Source organism: Paraliobacillus sp. X-1268, assembly GCF_003426095.1.
GTDB lineage: Bacteria > Bacillota > Bacilli > Bacillales > Amphibacillaceae > Paraliobacillus_A > Paraliobacillus_A zengyii.
The window spans coordinates 340,224-358,333 of sequence record NZ_QJSK01000002.1; the positions used below are offsets into that span (position 1 = coordinate 340,224).

19 protein-coding genes and 1 pseudogene are annotated in these 18,110 nt (G+C 35.4%); 16 read left to right on the top strand and 4 right to left on the bottom strand.

Translation table 11 applies throughout. The features are described from left to right. The first annotated feature begins 12 nt into the window (after positions 1-12). The 9 genes from D2K62_RS06130 (at position 13) to D2K62_RS06170 (ending at position 6,930) form a co-directional block, all read left to right on the top strand. Positions 13-942 carry a TIGR03943 family putative permease subunit gene (locus tag D2K62_RS06130; RefSeq protein WP_112182272.1) on the top strand — a complete coding sequence of 310 codons (930 nt, stop codon included), beginning with the start codon at positions 13-15 and terminating at the stop codon, positions 940-942. Positions 943-1,337: 395 nt separating this feature from the next. Continuing rightward, positions 1,338-1,925 (top strand): hypothetical protein, encoded by a 588-nt coding sequence (locus tag D2K62_RS06135; protein WP_112182271.1) that lies wholly within the window; start codon positions 1,338-1,340, stop codon positions 1,923-1,925. A gap of 128 nt (positions 1,926-2,053) precedes the next feature. Then, positions 2,054-2,359: a lmo0954 family membrane protein gene (locus tag D2K62_RS06140; protein WP_112182270.1), complete on the top strand. Its 306-nt coding sequence runs from the start codon at positions 2,054-2,056 to the stop codon at positions 2,357-2,359. Between the two features lie 22 nt (positions 2,360-2,381). Beyond that, a complete protein-coding gene (locus D2K62_RS06145) occupies positions 2,382-3,011 on the top strand; it encodes a PspA/IM30 family protein (protein WP_112182269.1) in 630 nt (209 codons plus the stop codon). A gap of 81 nt (positions 3,012-3,092) precedes the next feature. Continuing rightward, positions 3,093-3,809, top strand: coding sequence for a cell wall-active antibiotics response protein LiaF (liaF, locus tag D2K62_RS06150; protein WP_117148847.1), 717 nt, complete (start codon positions 3,093-3,095; stop codon positions 3,807-3,809). After that, entirely contained in the window at positions 3,806-4,855 is a 1,050-nt protein-coding gene (locus D2K62_RS06155) for a sensor histidine kinase (RefSeq protein ID WP_198663121.1), read from the top strand. Before liaF ends, D2K62_RS06155 begins: the two co-directional genes overlap by 4 nt. Further along, positions 4,848-5,477 (top strand): response regulator, encoded by a 630-nt coding sequence (locus D2K62_RS06160; protein ID WP_112182772.1) that lies wholly within the window; start codon positions 4,848-4,850, stop codon positions 5,475-5,477. Before D2K62_RS06155 ends, D2K62_RS06160 begins: the two co-directional genes overlap by 8 nt. A gap of 18 nt (positions 5,478-5,495) precedes the next feature. Continuing rightward, the gene (locus D2K62_RS06165; RefSeq protein WP_112182267.1) at positions 5,496-6,065 is read left to right on the top strand and encodes a DUF1700 domain-containing protein; all 570 of its coding nucleotides are present in this window, start codon (positions 5,496-5,498) and stop codon (positions 6,063-6,065) included. 4 nt (positions 6,066-6,069) lie between these two features. Next, positions 6,070-6,930: a DUF4097 family beta strand repeat-containing protein gene (locus D2K62_RS06170; RefSeq protein ID WP_112182266.1), complete on the top strand. Its 861-nt coding sequence runs from the start codon at positions 6,070-6,072 to the stop codon at positions 6,928-6,930. Positions 6,931-6,992: 62 nt separating this feature from the next. On the opposite strand, the gene D2K62_RS06175 is transcribed toward D2K62_RS06170, so the two are convergent. Further along, positions 6,993-7,592, bottom strand: a complete 600-nt coding sequence (locus D2K62_RS06175) for a YpmS family protein (RefSeq protein ID WP_112182265.1) — start codon at positions 7,590-7,592, stop codon at positions 6,993-6,995. A 25-nt stretch (positions 7,593-7,617) separates the two neighbouring features. Beyond that, positions 7,618-8,556, bottom strand: a complete 939-nt coding sequence (locus tag D2K62_RS06180; RefSeq protein ID WP_112182264.1) for an SGNH/GDSL hydrolase family protein — start codon at positions 8,554-8,556, stop codon at positions 7,618-7,620. A gap of 328 nt (positions 8,557-8,884) precedes the next feature. Here D2K62_RS06180 and D2K62_RS06185 point away from each other — a divergent pair, with 328 nt between their 5' ends. Beyond that, entirely contained in the window at positions 8,885-9,361 is a 477-nt protein-coding gene (locus D2K62_RS06185) for an Hsp20/alpha crystallin family protein (RefSeq protein ID WP_112182263.1), read from the top strand. 35 nt (positions 9,362-9,396) lie between these two features. Here the strand turns inward: D2K62_RS06185 and rarD are convergent, their stop codons facing one another. Continuing rightward, positions 9,397-10,314 carry an EamA family transporter RarD gene (rarD, locus tag D2K62_RS06190; RefSeq protein ID WP_112182262.1) on the bottom strand — a complete coding sequence of 306 codons (918 nt, stop codon included), beginning with the start codon at positions 10,312-10,314 and terminating at the stop codon, positions 9,397-9,399. Positions 10,315-10,485: 171 nt separating this feature from the next. Here rarD and cls point away from each other — a divergent pair, with 171 nt between their 5' ends. Continuing rightward, positions 10,486-11,925, top strand: a complete 1,440-nt coding sequence (gene cls / locus D2K62_RS06195) for a cardiolipin synthase (protein WP_117161102.1) — start codon at positions 10,486-10,488, stop codon at positions 11,923-11,925. Positions 11,926-11,941: 16 nt separating this feature from the next. Beyond that, positions 11,942-12,487: an acyl-CoA thioesterase gene (locus tag D2K62_RS06200; RefSeq protein WP_112182260.1), complete on the top strand. Its 546-nt coding sequence runs from the start codon at positions 11,942-11,944 to the stop codon at positions 12,485-12,487. Positions 12,488-12,519: 32 nt separating this feature from the next. On the opposite strand, the gene D2K62_RS06205 is transcribed toward D2K62_RS06200, so the two are convergent. Next, the gene (locus D2K62_RS06205; RefSeq protein WP_112182259.1) at positions 12,520-12,864 is read right to left on the bottom strand and encodes a winged helix-turn-helix transcriptional regulator; all 345 of its coding nucleotides are present in this window, start codon (positions 12,862-12,864) and stop codon (positions 12,520-12,522) included. A gap of 138 nt (positions 12,865-13,002) precedes the next feature. On the opposite strand from D2K62_RS06205, the gene D2K62_RS06210 reads away from it, so the two are divergent. The 4 genes and pseudogenes from D2K62_RS06210 to D2K62_RS06225 all read left to right on the top strand — a co-directional run. Beyond that, positions 13,003-13,830 (top strand): VOC family protein, encoded by an 828-nt coding sequence (locus D2K62_RS06210; RefSeq protein ID WP_117161103.1) that lies wholly within the window; start codon positions 13,003-13,005, stop codon positions 13,828-13,830. A 93-nt stretch (positions 13,831-13,923) separates the two neighbouring features. Continuing rightward, positions 13,924-15,807, top strand: coding sequence for an ABC-F family ATP-binding cassette domain-containing protein (locus D2K62_RS06215; RefSeq protein ID WP_117161104.1), 1,884 nt, complete (start codon positions 13,924-13,926; stop codon positions 15,805-15,807). Between the two features lie 100 nt (positions 15,808-15,907). Next, positions 15,908-17,137, top strand: a complete 1,230-nt coding sequence (locus D2K62_RS06220) for an aminopeptidase (RefSeq protein ID WP_117161105.1) — start codon at positions 15,908-15,910, stop codon at positions 17,135-17,137. Between the two features lie 627 nt (positions 17,138-17,764). Beyond that, positions 17,765-18,110, top strand: a pseudogene (locus D2K62_RS06225) (IS4-like element ISHaha1 family transposase); the annotation flags it as partial.

Here is an 18,110-nt window from a genome sequence, read left to right on the forward strand (position 1 = left end):
GAGGAAAAGAATATGCGTATTAATTTACAGCAGGTGAGTAGAGCGATTATTTTATTCGTTTTTGTTATTTTTATTGTACGTTTACATTATACGGGAGATATTCTTAAACTTATTAATCCTAAATATTTGATGCTGAGTAAGACAGCTGCTATTCTTTTTCTTGTTTTATTTATTGCACAAATTAAACGAATACTAGAATCTGACAAGCATGACCATGCGGATCACGAAGGGCATAACCATGATCATGGTAACGCACCATTTACTTTTAGAAAGTTTATATCGTATGCAATTGTTATTTTACCGTTGTTCACAGGATTCTTCTTTCCTATGTCTACTTTAGATGCTTCTATAGCAGCAAATAAGGGTGCAATGCTATCGTTATCTAATAATACGAGTAAAGTAGATGATGCAATAGAAGAGGAAACGACCGAACCTGACACCGAAAGTATTGAAGAAAGCACAAACAATGAAGTCCAACAGGATGATAATGTTGCAGACCCTAATCTATACTCAAATACGATAAGTAAAGAAGAACATGATAAATTAATAGATGAATTATCTGAACAAAATTCTATCGAGATGACTGATCAACTTTATACCACTTATCACCAGGAAATAAATATGAACGCGGATGATTATGTAGGAAAAGAAATAAAGGTAACAGGATTTGTTTATAAGGAAGAAAGTTTTTCGGCAAATCAATTAGTTCTCGGTAGATTTATTATCACACATTGTGTTGCTGATGCTGGAGTTATAGGATTCTTGACCGAAATGGATATAGCAGAAGAATTAGATGAAGATACTTGGGTAGAGGCAGTAGGTACGATATATTTGCAGGAATATGAAGGAGATCTATTACCAGCAATTAAAGTTACCGAGTGGAATGTTGTAGAAGAACCAGCCCAACCTTATTTGTATCCAATATCGATAAAAATCACATAAGTAAGTAAACTTAAGGATCCCATTAGAGCCGTAATAGTTATGGCTCTAATGGGATTATTGTATTGGGATTGAACATGTTAATTTACTAGTATTTATTGCTTCTTGCCATTTAGTACCTAATATTATATAGTTAAAATATTACTTAAGATATTAATCTAGATATCTCGGATGAAAATAAGCCTCTAGTCTTAAAAAAATGATACCTTTTGGCTATATTACTATGGAGAAGAATCGGTTAAGCTTTCTGATAGGTAAGTAACATTATCATGGTGCCAACTGATCGTAAGACTTTTCCTACAAAACAGATAGAGAAACGTTAGCGTACTAGGAAGCTAACAAATGGGTTGAACTGTCACTTTATAGAAAAGTTTTAGTGCGTCTAAGGGGGAAAGCGAGTGGAAACGAGAAAGGTTTATCTTGTTTTTTCAGATACAGGAACTTTGTTGACAAGGACAATCAACTTGTATACGAGGTCAATGCTAAATCATGCTTCTATTGCACTAGACAGGCAATTAGACCATGTGTATAGTTTTGGGAGAAAAAGACCGAACAATCCTTTTATTGGAGGATTTGTTAAAGAAAATTTACATTCTCCATTTTTTGATAAAACAAAATGTGCTGTCTATCGCTTAACTATATCTGAAGAAGAATATCAATTATTACAGCAACGTATTATGGTAATGGAAGCAAGTAAGCACTTATATCGATATAATTTATTAGGATTATTTGGAATTATGGTAAATAAAGAGTTAGGACGTAATAATGCATATTTTTGTTCGCAATTTGTTGCTACTTTATTACAAGATTGTGGGTCTTACCACACGGTAAAACCTACTAGTTTGATCAGACCGCAGGATTTAAGAGAATTACCTGAACTGGAATTGATCTATCAAGGTGAATTAGAACAGTACCCATATTTCTCAACTCGTTATGCAGCGACACTTACAGAAAAATGGAATAGATCAAAAGTTAAGCTTGGCTAATCATATGCCAAGTTTTTTTGTTTAATGAAGTAAATTACGCCTCAAGTCTTATGTAAAAATATAACGGCAGTCCATTATGAAGAATACAAGCAAGGGTTAAGATAGATACATGAAGGAGGGAATGGAACATGAAAATATTTTTAGTAATAGTCGGAGTGATAGCCTCTATCATTTTGCTCAGTACTATAGGACCAATGATCTTTCTAGCGATTAGTTTAGCCATTGCCTATTACGGTGTTCGAAGATTTATTTTGTCTGATTCATTTATCGGAAAAATAGGTTGGGCACTTATTGTGCTGATTGGCCTATCTCTTTCACTATCAAATACTGGTGCTTTTGTTGGACTTGTTGCTTTTGTAGTTCTTTATTATACCTATAAAAGTTGGAAAAAAACGAAGCAGGATAAATACGATGAAGATTGGATTTTAGATTAAAATAGAAGAGGAGACGATAAAAATGACAAATGTTTTTACTCGAATAAAAGATACAATAGTAGCAGACTTTCATGAATTATTGGATCAAAAAGAACAAAAAAACCCAATGACGCACTTGAATCAATACATTCGCAACTGTGAAGAAGAGGTTAGAAGTTTAAAGAAATTAATTGAAAAGCAATATGCGATAAAACAAGAATATAACCGTGAATTACAATTGGCTAAAACAATGATGACGAAAAGGAAACGTCAAGTAACGTTAGCTGAAGAAATGAATGAAGTAGCACTTCTAGATGAAGCGTCAGCAGAACTACAAAGATATGAGGCACGTGTGGAACAATTAACAGAAATGAATAATCAAAATTTTGAACAATTAGAGTTAATAGAAGCAAAATACATTGAAATGAAGCACAAACTCAAAGATTTATACGTAAAACGTTTAGAATTAAAAGGTAGAGAAAATGTCGCGCGTGTCCATAAAGGGATGAATAAGGTACTTCATACGGAATTAATAGAGCGTAGTGAATCAAAATTTCAGGAAGTAGAAGCGTATATTGAACGATTAGAACAACAAGTTACAACAGATGGACGATTACACACGCTAGATGCGAGGTTTCAAGAATTAGAAAAGCAGGTTTCTACTGCTAAATAAGTTAGTGATATCCTAGTTATAGAATGGAAGACGCGGTATGTGTTACGCTGCGTCTTCATCAAATTGAAGAGGGGGGATCTCATGCTAAATCACAATAAAATGAGAAAAATTCATTATGTACTATTAGCTATTATAATTTTCTTTATATATGAAGTCATTTTTATTCATACGGAATCATTTATCTGGATCGGAATATGGTTAGGTATGATTTATCTTGCACGCCAATACTACTATCGACCTGCAGGTAGGACCTTTTTTTGGATCGGATTAATCGGTTTTATTATAACTTTAATCAACACAACAACATTCCAATTTATCTTGTTTGTTTTGCTAGTTTTTCTTTTGCTTAATTGGTATCAATCAAAACAAACTTCCACGTATCACCAACCACAATTTCCATCTACGAAAGAAGGGACGAATAAAAAGGTTCTTTTTAGTAATAAATGGTTTGGAAAACAACAAACAGCAGGACATTCTTATCAGTGGGAGGATATCAATATTCAATCAGCTTTTGGTGAGACAGTAATTGATTTGACCTATACGGTTTTACCAAAAGGTGAGCCATTGATCATTGTTAGACAACTGATAGGTACCATTCAAATTGTCATCCCATTTGATGTGGAAGTGAGTGTTCACCATTCCGTACTGATGGGAGCTGTTGACATATTGGACCACCGTGATGATAATATGACGAATCGCGTCGTGCATCTACAAACGGAGAATTACCACGCTGCAAATCAAAAAGTGAAAATTGTCACCTCGATGATTGCAGGCAAAATTGAGGTGATACGTGGATGAGAAAAATAATAAGTAGGTCCATTCTCGTTGGCATAATTCAAACGCTACTATTAAGTGTGATCTTACTTTCTGTATTCTTAGTTAATTTCCCTTTACAAAATTGGCTCGAGATATGGTATCGTCCTGTGCTTGGTATGCCGTTTATCATTTTAATTTTCTTGATTAGTTTATTATTTGGGATAGTAAGTGGCTTAATGAACGGATTTTTTTGGAAAAACCAGTCAGAAATAGTTGAAAGGGCATTAAGTAAGTTAGAACAAGCAACACCAGAGACTACCATCGTCTATGAAGGGCCATTAACAGAGATTGCTATGGTCATGGATAGAATAAAGCAGCTTCAAGTTACTTTACAGGACCAAACGAAAAGAAGTCAGAAACTTATTAGTGAACGCGTTGAAAATCAAGCAGAGAAAATAGAGGAAGTAATTACACAAGAACGAAATCGCTTAGCAAGAGAACTCCATGATTCAGTTAGTCAAGAACTTTTCGCTGCTTCTATGCTTGTTTCTGCAATGAATGAATTACCTGTGGCACAAGACGAACAAATGCAGAAGCCAATTCAACAAGTTGAAACAATGATACAACAAGCACAACTGGAAATGCGCGCATTACTTCTTCACTTACGTCCGATTGCATTAAAAGATAATTCATTGAAGCAAGGAATGGATCAGTTACTACAAGAGTTAGATCAAAAGGTTCCTTTGGAAATTATATGGGATGTAACAGATGTAGATCTAAGTAGAGGGATAGAAGACCATCTCTTTCGTATTTTACAAGAATCAGTCTCGAATACATTACGGCACGCAAAAGCAGAAATACTAGATATTCTTTTAATAGAACGAGATGGCTTTGTCATTTTACGTGTAATGGATGATGGCGTTGGATTTGATTTAGAAAAGAAATCTAGTTCATATGGATTAGCAAATATGGAAGAAAGAGCCGCAGAAATTGGAGCGAAGTTACGTCTTGTTAGCGTACCTAATAAAGGAACAAGAATTGAAGTACGTGTACCTATTATGGATGTAAAGGGTGATGAAAATGATTAAAGTTTTATTTGTTGATGATCATGAGATGGTGCGAATTGGTGTTAGTGCTTATTTGGCTACTCAATCTGATATTGAAGTTGTTGCGGAAGCTGATAACGGTAAAAAGGCGATAGAACTTGCTTTAGAATTACGACCAGATGTTATTTTAATGGATGTTGTGATGGATGAAATGGATGGAATTGAAGCAACACGACAAATCATTTTGGCCTGGCCAGAAGCAAAAATCTTAATGGTTACTAGTTTCATTGATGATGACAAAGTTTACCCGGCATTAGAAGCGGGAGCAACAAGTTATGTATTGAAAACATCAAAAGCAAGTGAAATCGCTAGAGCCATACGGAATACGTATCAAGGTGAATCGGTTTTTGAAGCAGAAGTAGCTAATAAAGTACTGACAAGAATGAGAAAGAAACATGAAATAGCACTTCATGAAACATTAACGACAAGAGAAAATGAAATACTATTGTTAATTGCACAAGGGAAAACAAATCAAGAAATTGCAGATCAACTATTTATTGCGCTTAAAACAACGAAAGTACATGTTAGTAATATTCTAAGTAAATTAGAAGTACAAGATCGAACACAAGCTGCAATTTACGCCCATCAACAAAAACTTGTTTAGCGTAAAGGAGAGAGACAAATGGATAAACGTGGATTCATGAGGGAATTGGATTATCATTTAAGAGATTTATCTATTTCTGAAAGGAAAGATATTTTAGAAGACTATACTGATCATTTTAAGATTGGTGAAATCGATGGGAAAACAGAACAGGATGTAGTTCTCGAACTAGGAAGTCCATTTGCTATAGCGCAAAGCAGATTAGCAACTAGTCAACACATGCAAATGGGTGATGAAGAGACGACTACAACTTATGAGCGTAAATCACCAACGCATTTGACTCGGTCGTTTATTATTGGCATCATATTATTTTTGATAAACTTAATAGTTGTGGCGGGGCCGGCGGTAGCTTTGTTTTCAATTTGGCTTAGTGGATGGGCTGTGGCTATCTCCTTTACACTAGCACCTGTGGCATGGATAGTTTCCCTTTTCATTCAGTCAGATCGAGGTGACTTGGCAACGTTCTTCATTGTCTTAACATTGACAAGTATAGGAGTACTAATTGGCATTGCTATGATTCCAATTACAAAGCTGTTTTATAGGCTTACTATGAAATATATATTATGGAATGTTCGAATGATAAGGGGGTAAAAATATGTTGAAAAAAGTAGCTCTAGTTGCTTGTTTAACACTGGTCATTGGTTTAATAGGAATGTTCACCTACCGTGATCAGATTTTTTCATTCGTTTTAAATGAAACGAGAACAGGTTCTGCGGAATCGATAGAAGAAAGCGTAGTGAATGCCGCCAATATTAAACAAATAGATATTGAAGTTGACGTTGTTGATATAGAGATAGAGGAAAGCCCTGATTCAAATATTCATATTTCATTAAATGGAATGGGTAGTGATAACAATAAAGAATTAGACTTACATGTAGAAGAAGATCATGATGAGTTGCAAATTGATGTAAAAAGAGATAATCCTATATCAAAATTTTTCACAGTGTTTAAAGATTTAGAATATGTAGAACTGATTATACTGGTGCCAGGTGAACAATTTAATCAACTCGATATAACTTCTAATGTTGGGGAGATTACGGTTAATTATGGCAAGTTTGATACAGTTGAAGTGGAAGCAGATGTTGGAGATATTAAACTGGATAGCATTAGTAGTAAAGTTGCTTCGGTAAAGTCAAATGTAGGAGATATTAAAATTTCACAAGCAGTAGGAGAATGGGATATTAAAAGTGATCTTGGTGAAGTTGAACTCTCGATGAAAGATTGGAAAGATGACATTGAGATAGAGTCTGATATGGGTGATGTACAAGTACAACTATCTGACAAACCAACTAATTACACACTAGATATTAAGAGTAGTGTTGGTGAAGTTAATGTAGAAGGATTTGATGTAACCAACCGTGCAGGAGGAGAAGATATAGAGTTGGAAAAAGGCACAGGTGAACCAACACTAGAAGTCTCAAGTGACCTTGGCGATATATCAATAAAAGCACCCTGACTAATAAAAATAAGCGAACTATGGTCAGAGTAACTTTCTACCATAGTTCGCTTATTTTTTATTTATAATCCTAATGTTGCGGTTGGAACTTTAATTCGGAATGATATTTGGTCATTTTCTAGATCTATTTGTTGTGCTCTCACTTTAAAGTTACTTTTTATATCCATTTGTGTAATCGCAATATAGATTTCTTCATTATCAGGGTCAATAATAACCCATTCTGGTGCATCTATTGCTTTAGCCACATATTCTAAAATTTTATTTTTGGGCAAATTCAACAAACCCAATGACATTTCAGTTTGTTTTAAAATGATATCACCGTTTTCTTGCACGACTGGCTCCATCTCAATAGAGATAGGAATGTCTTTTTCAAAAGCCTCAACAGAACCGAAAATTTGTACATTTTCGTTCAGTTGAATAGAATACTTTCCATCTTCATCATTTAAAGCTTTATCGATATATTGATTGACCAGCTCAGTTAAATTTTGTTTGCTAGATCGAACAGTGAACTCTGCTCCTGCTTCATCTTCAATATATTCCTTTTCCGGTAGTGCATTACTGCCGGGTGTAGGGGAAAAAATTAAAATGAATAAAGTTATAATAATGAATACATTTAAACTGAGTAAACTTATAAATAAAAATCGCCAATTTCTTTGTTGCATAGTATCGTTTCACCTTTCTGCCCTCTTATGGTGCGTCACTTGCCTCTTCCTCATTTTCGCTTTCTTCGTGTGCTGCTTCAATGGTAGGGCGAATATAGGTTAGAACTCGTTCAGCAATAAGTGTGTATCCTGTAGCGTTTGGATGAAAATTATCATCAGCTAAGAGATCAACATCATCTATTTGAAATAAATCATTTGTAGGAATAAAGTGCGTTTGTTGATTCTCTGTCGTTAGTTCCTGTCCAGTATTATTAAAATCACTTAGAATTCCGTCGAGTTCTTCAATGTCATCAAAATAGCCTTCAAAAGGATTAAAAAAACCAATTAAATAGATCTCAGCATCTGGGCTTAAGTCTAGCATAATATCAAAAGTTTCTTGTAAACGTTGTTCATAAGCTAATCGTTCAGCAATAAAGGGTTCTTCATTAAGATTCATAAAGTTACTTTTAACAACTTTCATGATATCATTTGCTCCGATTGTTAGTAGTACCATATCAGCTTCTTCTAATGATGCTCTTATTTCCTTATCTTCCAAACGTTTTAGTAATTGATCGGATCGATTCCCACGCTTACCATAATTATCGAAAGAAACACGTTGTTCTTCATTAGAAAATGCATCTTCTATTCTGCCAACATAACCATCATTATCAGCTGCGTCTCCTACGCCTTGTGTTAAGGAATCACCTATTGCCACGACTTTGTAATCGTTACGTAGGAATAAGCCGATTGTATTTTCAACAGCATCCTTTAAATTATTAGAAATGCTACTATTTTCTTCATTTTCAACTTCTTCATCTTTTTCCTGTACTTGATCAATGACTTCTTCTATATTTTCCTCTTCCGGTTCGATTTCAGCGGTTTGATTGGAAGTGGAGTTGGAGTTTTGTGACATGAAAACAAATCCAATTATAAGTAATAAGAGAAATACTACACCAAGCAATAGCCAAATCTTTTTTCTATTCATTATCCCACACCTGCTATATTATAGTTTTGCAACTAACATTCTTCTTTCAAGCATAACATCAAACAAAAAAAGAAGACAAAATAAATCACTTATAAATAAATGAAATTTTATTAGTCTATCCTTCATTATATGTTACACAAACAATAATTAGCAATAGTAATTCCAAGTAAATATCACATCAAGATACTCAAAGTAAATAAAGCCAGTTAGCAATCAAACTGTTAAATGAATATAGTGAAATGTAAAAATGAATAGTATTGCCTATAACATGTGAATGGGCTTTGCATATACTAAAAGGAGAAGATATGGTTAGGGAGGTTTATGATTTATGGAAAATAAGCCAGATAATAAGAAATCAGAGTTTTTTGAAGCAGGGCAAGAATTTATTCGGAAGATGGACGGTATATTTGCTGATCGACCCAAAAACGGTATGTTGGATTCAATTGATGCTTTTTTTCAAAAAAGTGGTTCACTACCATCAACACGTTTATCTGTAGATGTTTATGAAAATGAAAAAGAATGGATAGTGCAAGTTGATTTACCAGGGTTACGTAAAGAAGATATTCATATTGATGTAATAGGAGACCGTTTGAAAATTAAAGTGAATCAGGAAGCAACGACGCATACAAAAGATGAAAAGAAAGCCTATTACAGTAGGGAACGTCGTTTCAGACAGGCAGAACGAACCGTACAATTACCATATGTGGTAGATAAACGGACAACAAGTGCAAGTTATAAAAATGGAGTCTTAGAAGTTCGTGGACCGAAAAAAGCGAAAACAGATCATTATATTGATATTGATTAAAAGCGAGGGGCAGGCCCTTCGCTTTTGTAGAGAATTTAAAGAGTGGCTTTTCTACGATTATTACGAAAGGATCTTATTTTAGACAGTGTATAAATAGCGAGTGCTGTCCAAATACATACAAACGCGATTAGATGTGCGGACGTGAATGCCTCTTTGTAGACAAATACGCCAATGATTAACATCAGTGTCGGCGCAATGTATTGTAAAAACCCAATCATTGATAAAGGGATCCGTTTTGCCCCGCTAGCAAATAGTAATAAAGGAACAGCTGTTACAACTCCAGCCCCCATCAACAATCCTGCTGTGAGAGGTGAATACCACATATTTATTAGCGAGCCAGAATCTGCTGGATGCATGGCTAAATAAAGTAAAGCTAATGGGAATACAATAAAGGTTTCCAAAGTTAAACCGTATAAAGATGGAATATCAACGACCTTTTTCACTAAACCATAGATAGCAAACGACAAGGCTAAAAGTAAAGAGATCCAAGGGAATACACCATAATGAACTGTTAAGTATAATACTCCAATTCCAGCTAATGCAACAGAGAAAACCTCCCATTTATTGAGTGTTTCTTTTAAGACGACAATGCCTAATAAAATGCTTAATAATGGATTAATGTAATAGCCCAGACTAGCTTGAATTACGTGATCACTGTTGACTGCCCAAATGAATATTAACCAATTACCACTGATAACGAAAGAAGCTAAGATTAGTCCTGAAAGTTTCTTTTTGTTATGTATAATGGTGTAGCATTCTCGAATGAAGCTATGCCATTTTCTAGTTATAAGAAGTAAAAGAATCATAAATATAAAAGACCAGATAATTCGATGGGAGAGGATTACACCAGCAGATATATCGCCAACAGCTTTCCAATAAATCGGTAAAAAACCCCATAGAATATAAGCGAATGTTGCAAAAAAGATTCCGATTTTTAATTCCTTATTTGTCATAATGTCCCCTCGGCTTTTCTAAAGAATAAGCATAAGTCTACGACGGAAAGGACAAAAAAGCAATGAAAAGGACAGGCTTCATATTGCAAAGCTAAACAGCAAAGTAAGTATGTGAATTGAATTTATGCTATATTATGAAGAGAAAGTTTTGTGTAGGGGGGATGAATTATAATGAGCATCACACCAATTGTATTAGGGTTTATTCTAGTTTTTAATATATTTTTAGCACTTGCAATTGTCTTTTTAGAGCGTAAAAGTGCAACATCAACATGGGCATGGCTAATGGTTCTTTTATTTATACCAGTTGCTGGTTTTATTTTATATCTTATTTTTGGTCGCAAACTAAGTAACAAGAAGCTGTTTATCTGGGATAATAAAAGTCGATTAGGTGTAAAACATGCGGCTGAAAATCAAATGCAATTAATAGAAGAGGGTAGTTTCCCTATTCCAGAAAGTATCAAAGAATACAAGGACTTATTTTATTTACATTTACGTAATGATGATGCGATTTTAACCCAAGATAATGATGTTGGAATTTTTACAGATGGTAGAGAAAAGTTTGATGCACTTATAAAAGATTTAGAGACAGCAACAGACCATATACATTTAGTTTATTATATTGTGCGAAGTGATCATCTCGGACAAAGGATTGCTGATGTATTAATGAAAAAGGCGAGAGCAGGCGTACAAGTTCGGTTTCTTTATGATGACATGGGTTCTCGAAAGTTAGCGCGTAATTATAAACAGAAGTTGCGTGACGCAGGTGTCGAAGTTGAATCTTTCTTTCCGTCACTCATTCCTAAAATAAATTTTAAAATAAATCACAGAAATCATCGTAAATTAGCAATAATTGATGGTAAAATCAGTTATATAGGTGGTTTTAATATTGGAGATGAGTATCTTGGTGAAGATAAGCGGTTTGGCTATTGGCGAGATACCCATTTAAGAGTTATCGGTGAATCTGTTCGAAATATGCAAACACGGTTTATCTTAGATTGGAATCAAGCATCAAGACATGATATTCTTTATGAAGATCGCTATTATGAGGCGACTCCAAAAGGTAATGTTGGGATGCAAATTGTTTCGAGTGGTCCAGATTCAGAATGGGAACAAATAAAAAATGGCTACATGAAGATGATTATGAAAGCAAAATCTTATATTTATATACAAACACCGTACTTTATTCCAGACGAAAGCTTAGCAGATGCGCTTCGAATTGCTGTACTTTCAGGTGTAGATGTCCGTATTATGATTCCCAATAAACCTGACCATCCCTTTGTTTATTGGGCAACGTATTCTAATATAGGCGATTTACTTAGGGCTGGAGCAACAGTCTATGTTTATCAAAAAGGTTTTTTGCACGCCAAAACGATTGTTGTTGATGGTAAAATAGCTTCAGTTGGAACCGCGAATATAGATGTACGTAGTTTCCGTTTGAATTTTGAAGTGAATGCTTTTTTATATAGCGAAGATATTGCACAACAGTTAGTAAGTGAATTTCAAAAAGATATGATGCATTCATCCCAATTGACAACGGATGTTTACAACAACCGATCGTTATGGATTCGATTCAAAGAGTCGATTGCACGTTTAATAGCTCCTATTTTATAAGAAAAGAGGGAATACCATGAACAACAAACCTTGTGTGGCATCTTTAACTGTAAAAACAACGCATGTACTTCCATCTGATACGAACGGACATGGGACGTTGTTCGGTGGACAATTAATGGCACATATCGATGACGTTGCTGCTATTAGCGCGACAAGGCATGCTAGAAAGTTAGTTGTTACAGCCTCAATTGATTCAGTTGATTTTTTATACCCAGTAAAAGAGGGTGACACAATCTGTCTTGAGGCAATTGTAACATGGGCGCACAAAACGTCGATGGAGGTTTTTGTCAAGGCTGTTACAGAGAATTTAATGAGTGGAGAACGAAAAGTATGTGCAACGGCATATGTAACAATGGTTGCAATTGATGAAAATAATCAGCCTACTGCAGTGCCAGGTGTCTATCCAGAATCAAGTGAAGAGAAATGGCTACATGCTGAAGCGGCAGAACGAGCTAACCAACGAAAAGAGAGAAGAAAAAAATCCAAGGAATTGGCTAGAACATTTGGCACAGCCTTCCCTTGGAATGAAAAAAGTCGCTTCGGAGAGAATCCCTCAAATTAGGGGTTCTATTTCTTTGCTTCTTTTTACTAGTATTAGTTGGTTGATAAATCCTCTTTAACAGTGGCTACTTCAGCTTCTGTTACCCATGCTTCTGCCCAATTTTGAATGTCATTAATTACAGGCTTTAATGCCTTACCTTTTTCAGTGAGAATGTACTCAATCCGGACAGGGAATTCAGAGTATACCCTTCTCTCGATAATATTCTCTTGTTCTAACATTTTAAGTCGTTCAGAGAGTAAACGGCCACTAATTGGTAGCTCTGTTTCCATTTGAGAAAAGCGTTTTGGACCTTCTAATAATTCAAACAAAACAAGGCCAACCCACCTTTTTCCGAAAAGCTGCATCGCTTTTTCAAACCTTGGACATAATTCTTTCATTTATATTCACACTCCTGATTACATAGTATAATCAATTTTACAAAAAGGGGAAAATATTGACTGATGTTTATCACTACTATAAACTTACTTACTAAAAGTAACTATTAAAGTATAGCATAGGAAAGGGTTGACGTAAACATGGCTACCTTCTCAATCGAGAAGTTCAAAATTGAGACAGTGTTTTTAACGATCAAGAATTTAAAGCGTTCTATTGATTTTTATACACAAGTATTAGGGTTAAGTCTTATTGAACAAACAACTAAAATTGCTAAGCTTGGAACAGAAGATGGTGTCATACTTGTCCAACTAGAAGAAAATACCAACGCATTGCAGGCCAATGAGCGATCTGCTGGATTGTATCATTTTGCAATTTTGGTACCAGAGCGAAAAGATTTAGCTGCATTTTTAAAGCATATATTACAAAAGGAATATCCGCTTATCGGAGCATCCGATCATGACTTTAGTGAAGCCATTTACCTACAAGATCCAGATGATATTGGAATAGAAGTTTATGCTGATCGACATAAAGAGAATTGGAAATATCAAACGGATGGTAAAATTCATGCGCCAACAAAATCACTGGATGTTCAAAATTTATTTCGTGACTATACAGCAACATGGGCAGGATTTCCAAATAGAACAGTAATCGGACACTTGCATTTTCATGTATCAGATATCGCAAAAGCCCGAGCCTTTTACGTGGATATACTCGGGTTGAATCCGACTATTGCAATGGGGGATCAAGTATTATTCGTAGCGGGAGAAGGCTATCATCATCACATTGGGCTAAACACGTGGAATGGAGTAGGTATACCATCGCAAGAAAAGGGAACAATCGGTCTGAAAAAAGCGTCGCTGAAAATGAATAAAACGGATTATCAACGATTAGTGCAACAAGGATTAGTAAGTCATGCAAACGAAATGGTCGATCCATTTCATATTCACTATCAAATCGTAATTTCTTAAAATTAATGATAAACGCATTGTATCTGTTTGTGCTCCTAACATCTCTGTACTATACTTAGTAGTAGAGATGTTTTTAATTGAAAGGTGAATATAATGGAAATAATAGCAGTTGAGAATGTAACGAAATCATATGGAGATAAAGTGTTGTTTGAGTCAATTGCCTTTTCTATTAGTAGGCAAGAACGAATTGGATTGATTGGTGTTAATGGCACTGGTAAATCGACTTTACTACGGATTTTAGCAGGAACGGAACAAAAAGATGCAGGAGTGATTCATCACGCTAAAGATTTTCAAGTGGCGTATTTAACGCAAGAACCTGTACTAGAAGAGGAAAATACTATTTTAGAAGAAATATTTGCAGGTGATGCTGATGTAATGGTTGTATTACGTCGTTACGAGCAACTACTATTACAACTTGAAGCTGATGCGACAAACGTCGATTTGCAAAATGCATTGTTAAACACGCAACAAACAATGGATCAACTAGATGCTTGGGATGCGAGTACAACTGCGAAAACAATTTTAACCAAGTTAGGTATTACCATGTTTAATCAGCAGATTAAAAACTTATCAGGTGGTCAAAAGAAACGTGTAGCTATGGCGAAAGCTTTAATACAACCAGCTGACTTATTAATACTTGATGAGCCTACTAACCATTTAGACAATCAAACGATTGAATGGTTGGAAACGTATTTACCGCAATACAAAGGTGCGATCATGCTCGTAACACACGATAGGTACTTTTTAAATCGAATAACTAATAGAATATATGAACTAGACAATGCGACATTGTACCGTTACCAAGGTAATTATGAAACATTCCTAGAAAAAAAAGCGGAACGGGAAGCATTAGAAATGCAGAGTGAACAAAAACATGCCAACACACTAAAACGTGAATTAGCATGGTTAAGACGAGGGGCAAAGGCGCGTTCAACAAAACAAAAAGCTCGAATTGATCGCGTGGAGGAAATGAAAGAAGAGCGTTTTAATACCGATAAACAATCGATGAATTTTCAAGCAGGAACAAAACGATTGGGTAAAAAAGTTCTTGAAATAAATGGTATAAGTAAAGCGTATGAGGACCAACATTTAGTTAGGAACTTTGACTTCTTAGTTAATCCAGGCGACAGAATTGGTATTATTGGCGCTAATGGAAGTGGAAAGACGACGTTGTTAAATATGATCGCTGGGAGAATAGAGCCAGATACAGGAGATATAGATGTAGGCCCTACAGTTAAAATTGGTTATTACACACAGGATCACAGTCAGATGGATGAGGATTCCCGTGTGATTGAATATATTCATGAAACAGCACAGGTTATCCATACAAAAGATGGAGAAACAATTACGGCTGAACAAATGCTAGAACGCTTTCTATTTTCCCGTGCACATCAGTGGACGTATATTAGAAGACTTTCTGGTGGAGAAAGAAGAAGGCTCTATCTATTAAAAGTACTAATGGAAGAACCAAATGTCTTGTTATTAGATGAGCCAACAAATGATTTGGATACACAAACATTAAGTGTTCTAGAAGATTATTTGGATTATTTCTCGGGTGTTGTTATAACCGTTTCACACGATCGTTACTTTTTAGATCGTGTGGTTGATCAATTAATTACATTTGAAGCGCCTGGAGAGATTGGGCATTTTTATGGTAATTATAGTACATTTATGGATCAGAAAACGCAAGAGAGCCAAGTGAAAACAAAGGCTGAGAAAACAGATGTTAAAAACCCTCGATCTAAACGAAAAAAATTATCATATAATGATCAAAAAGAATGGGATCAAATTGAAAATGAAATCGAGAGTATAGAAGAAGAAATAGAAGGTGTTAAACAAGCTATTATCGATTCTGGCAGTGATGCAGAAAAGGTTCAAACTTATTTTGATAAGCAAGTTGAACTGGAGACGAATTTAGAACAGAAGATGGAACGCTGGGAAGAGCTATCTTTACTCGTTGAAGCAAGTGAATCATAATAATGCATGTATAAGTAAAAGCTATAATTAAATAAGTACATGGTTTATCTCATATACTTATTTAATAGCAATATAGAGATACATAAATGGAGGGAATGTCATGTCAGATCTACAAATGCAAGAAAAGTATGCAGAACTAGCTTTACGTACCGGAGTTAATTTACAAAAAGGGCAAGCGTTGATGGTTAATTCATCAATTGAAGGAGCAGATTTCACGCGAATTGTTGTTGAAAAAGCGTATGAATTAGGTGCGAAAGATGTGCTTGTAAATTGGGAAGATGATGCGTTAACACTGTTAAAATATCAAAATGCGCCAGAAGAAGTGTTAACAACGATCCCACAATGGAAAATTGATAAACAGTTGGCATTCGCAAAAGATGGAGCGGCGTTGTTGTCAATTCGTTCGACCAATCCGGATTTGTTAAAAGATGTTGATGCAGGAAAAGTCGCAAAAGCGCAAAAGGCAAGCGCGGAAGCAATGAAGGAATTTCGTAAGTATATTATGAATGATTTGATTGCATGGTCAATTATTTCCATTCCAACAGGTGATTGGGCACAAAAGATATTCCCGGAAAAGTCAACAGAGGATGCAAAGGAAAGCCTTTGGGAACAAATTTTTAAAATTGTCCGTGTGGATAAAGAAGATCCTGTTGCAGCATGGGATGAACATAATAAAAAATTGAAAGACGCAAGAGAAGTGTTAAATAAAAAGCAATACACTAAATTGGTTTTTAAAGCGCCAGGTACAGATATTAGTTTTGACTTACCAAAAGGACATGTTTGGAAAGGCGGTTCTGCTAAAACATCAGAAGGAACGACTTTTAATCCGAATATGCCTACTGAAGAAGTGTTCACATTACCACATAAGTATGGCGTGAATGGTACAGTAGCAAGTACGAAACCATTAATCTATGGTGGAAACATGATAGATAATTTCAGTCTGACTTTTAAAGAAGGTAAGGTTGTCGATTTCAAAGCAGAACAAGGTCTTGAAACACTCAAACATTTACTTGATACCGATGAAGGATCTAGTCGACTAGGAGAGCTAGCACTAGTACCACATGCATCGCCGATTTCACAGTCTGGTTTGATTTTTTATAATACTTTATATGATGAGAATGCATCATGTCATATCGCACTAGGAAAAGCTTATCCAACAAATTTGGAGGGCGGATCAGCTATGAATGATAAAGAGTTAGATGAACATGGTGTAAATGATAGTCTGACACACGTTGATTTCATGATCGGATCAGGTGATTTAGACATCGATGGCGTAAGTGCTGACGGCACAACAGAAGCAGTCTTCCGAAAAGGCGCATGGGCATTTTAATAAACGAAAACCTCGCAAATTAGCTTTGCGAGGTTTTTTAATGAATTCTTTTCGTAAACGATGTTACGTTTAAATATTCGAACCTGAAAGAAATTGAGACGTAGCATACCGCTCTTGAAATATACTTCGCTTTCCGTGCTGTTCCCACAGGAGTCTACGTATATTTCAATCACTAGTATAGTTGTATCCTTTCTTGAGTCGTAAATTACAAATAAGATAGAAAACAAGCTCTCTATCACTGTCGAAGCATTCCTTATCCTATAGGAACAGCACGAGTTTCCGAATTACAGCTAGTTTGAATTAGAAATACTACATGATTATTGTGTATGGAAGTTACTTACACTATAGCGACAAGGTAGGCTTGTCAAATGTTCCAATTTTATATTTCAATTTAGACCGCTAGAACGAAGGAAGCAAATGGTTGAGACTCCTGTGGGAACAGCAAATGTTTTCGATGGGATGAGTAATCGCAATCCCACAAACCTCAGCTATCTATAGAAGCGAACTTTGCTTCTATAGATAGCTGAGGTTGTGCCCCATAGCCGTCAAGCTAAGCACTACGGTTTAAAGAACTAGAAAAATACGATACCCTAACGGATAAGGAAAATTTATTTGGAGGGAGTTTCGATGCGTTTCAAGAAAGAAATGGAGCCATTTATTCAAGGCATTCATCAGGTGTTATCAGTCTCTGAGGTGCGTCAATGGGCGCGTGAAATTGGCTTTGTTCAACGCCAAAACAAATTAAAGCCAGAGGATTTTCTAAGTATTTGTGCTTTTATGCAACAAACGGTTGGCTCTGAACGATTGAGTAAGTTATGTGCAACGATCACGCGCTTATCTGGCGCAGATATATCTAAACAAGCCTTACATCAACGTTTCAATGAGAAAAGTGTAGCCTTTCTCAAGGGGATTTTTTATCAACTAGCTGAACAACAAGCTCTTTTTACGCGTCCATTATATATAGATCATTTAT

Bases quoted from the DNA above. Each gene is read 5' to 3' on its own strand.
- D2K62_RS06130 (WP_112182272.1), top strand. From the start codon at position 13: ATGCGTATTAATTTACAGCAGGTGAGTAGAGCGATTATTTTATTCGTT.
- D2K62_RS06140 (WP_112182270.1), top strand. From the start codon at position 2,054: ATGAAAATATTTTTAGTAATAGTCGGAGTGATAGCCTCTATCATTTTG.
- D2K62_RS06145 (WP_112182269.1), top strand. From the start codon at position 2,382: ATGACAAATGTTTTTACTCGAATAAAAGATACAATAGTAGCAGACTTT.
- liaF (WP_117148847.1), top strand. From the start codon at position 3,093: ATGCTAAATCACAATAAAATGAGAAAAATTCATTATGTACTATTAGCT.
- D2K62_RS06155 (WP_198663121.1), top strand. From the start codon at position 3,806: ATGAGAAAAATAATAAGTAGGTCCATTCTCGTTGGCATAATTCAAACG.
- D2K62_RS06160 (WP_112182772.1), top strand. From the start codon at position 4,848: ATGATTAAAGTTTTATTTGTTGATGATCATGAGATGGTGCGAATTGGT.
- D2K62_RS06165 (WP_112182267.1), top strand. From the start codon at position 5,496: ATGGATAAACGTGGATTCATGAGGGAATTGGATTATCATTTAAGAGAT.
- D2K62_RS06170 (WP_112182266.1), top strand. From the start codon at position 6,070: ATGTTGAAAAAAGTAGCTCTAGTTGCTTGTTTAACACTGGTCATTGGT.
- D2K62_RS06175 (WP_112182265.1), bottom strand. From the start codon at position 7,592: ATGCAACAAAGAAATTGGCGATTTTTATTTATAAGTTTACTCAGTTTA.
- D2K62_RS06180 (WP_112182264.1), bottom strand. From the start codon at position 8,556: ATGAATAGAAAAAAGATTTGGCTATTGCTTGGTGTAGTATTTCTCTTA.
- D2K62_RS06185 (WP_112182263.1), top strand. From the start codon at position 8,885: ATGGAAAATAAGCCAGATAATAAGAAATCAGAGTTTTTTGAAGCAGGG.
- rarD (WP_112182262.1), bottom strand. From the start codon at position 10,314: ATGACAAATAAGGAATTAAAAATCGGAATCTTTTTTGCAACATTCGCT.
- cls (WP_117161102.1), top strand. From the start codon at position 10,486: ATGAGCATCACACCAATTGTATTAGGGTTTATTCTAGTTTTTAATATA.
- D2K62_RS06200 (WP_112182260.1), top strand. From the start codon at position 11,942: ATGAACAACAAACCTTGTGTGGCATCTTTAACTGTAAAAACAACGCAT.
- D2K62_RS06205 (WP_112182259.1), bottom strand. From the start codon at position 12,864: ATGAAAGAATTATGTCCAAGGTTTGAAAAAGCGATGCAGCTTTTCGGA.
- D2K62_RS06210 (WP_117161103.1), top strand. From the start codon at position 13,003: ATGGCTACCTTCTCAATCGAGAAGTTCAAAATTGAGACAGTGTTTTTA.
- D2K62_RS06215 (WP_117161104.1), top strand. From the start codon at position 13,924: ATGGAAATAATAGCAGTTGAGAATGTAACGAAATCATATGGAGATAAA.
- D2K62_RS06220 (WP_117161105.1), top strand. From the start codon at position 15,908: ATGTCAGATCTACAAATGCAAGAAAAGTATGCAGAACTAGCTTTACGT.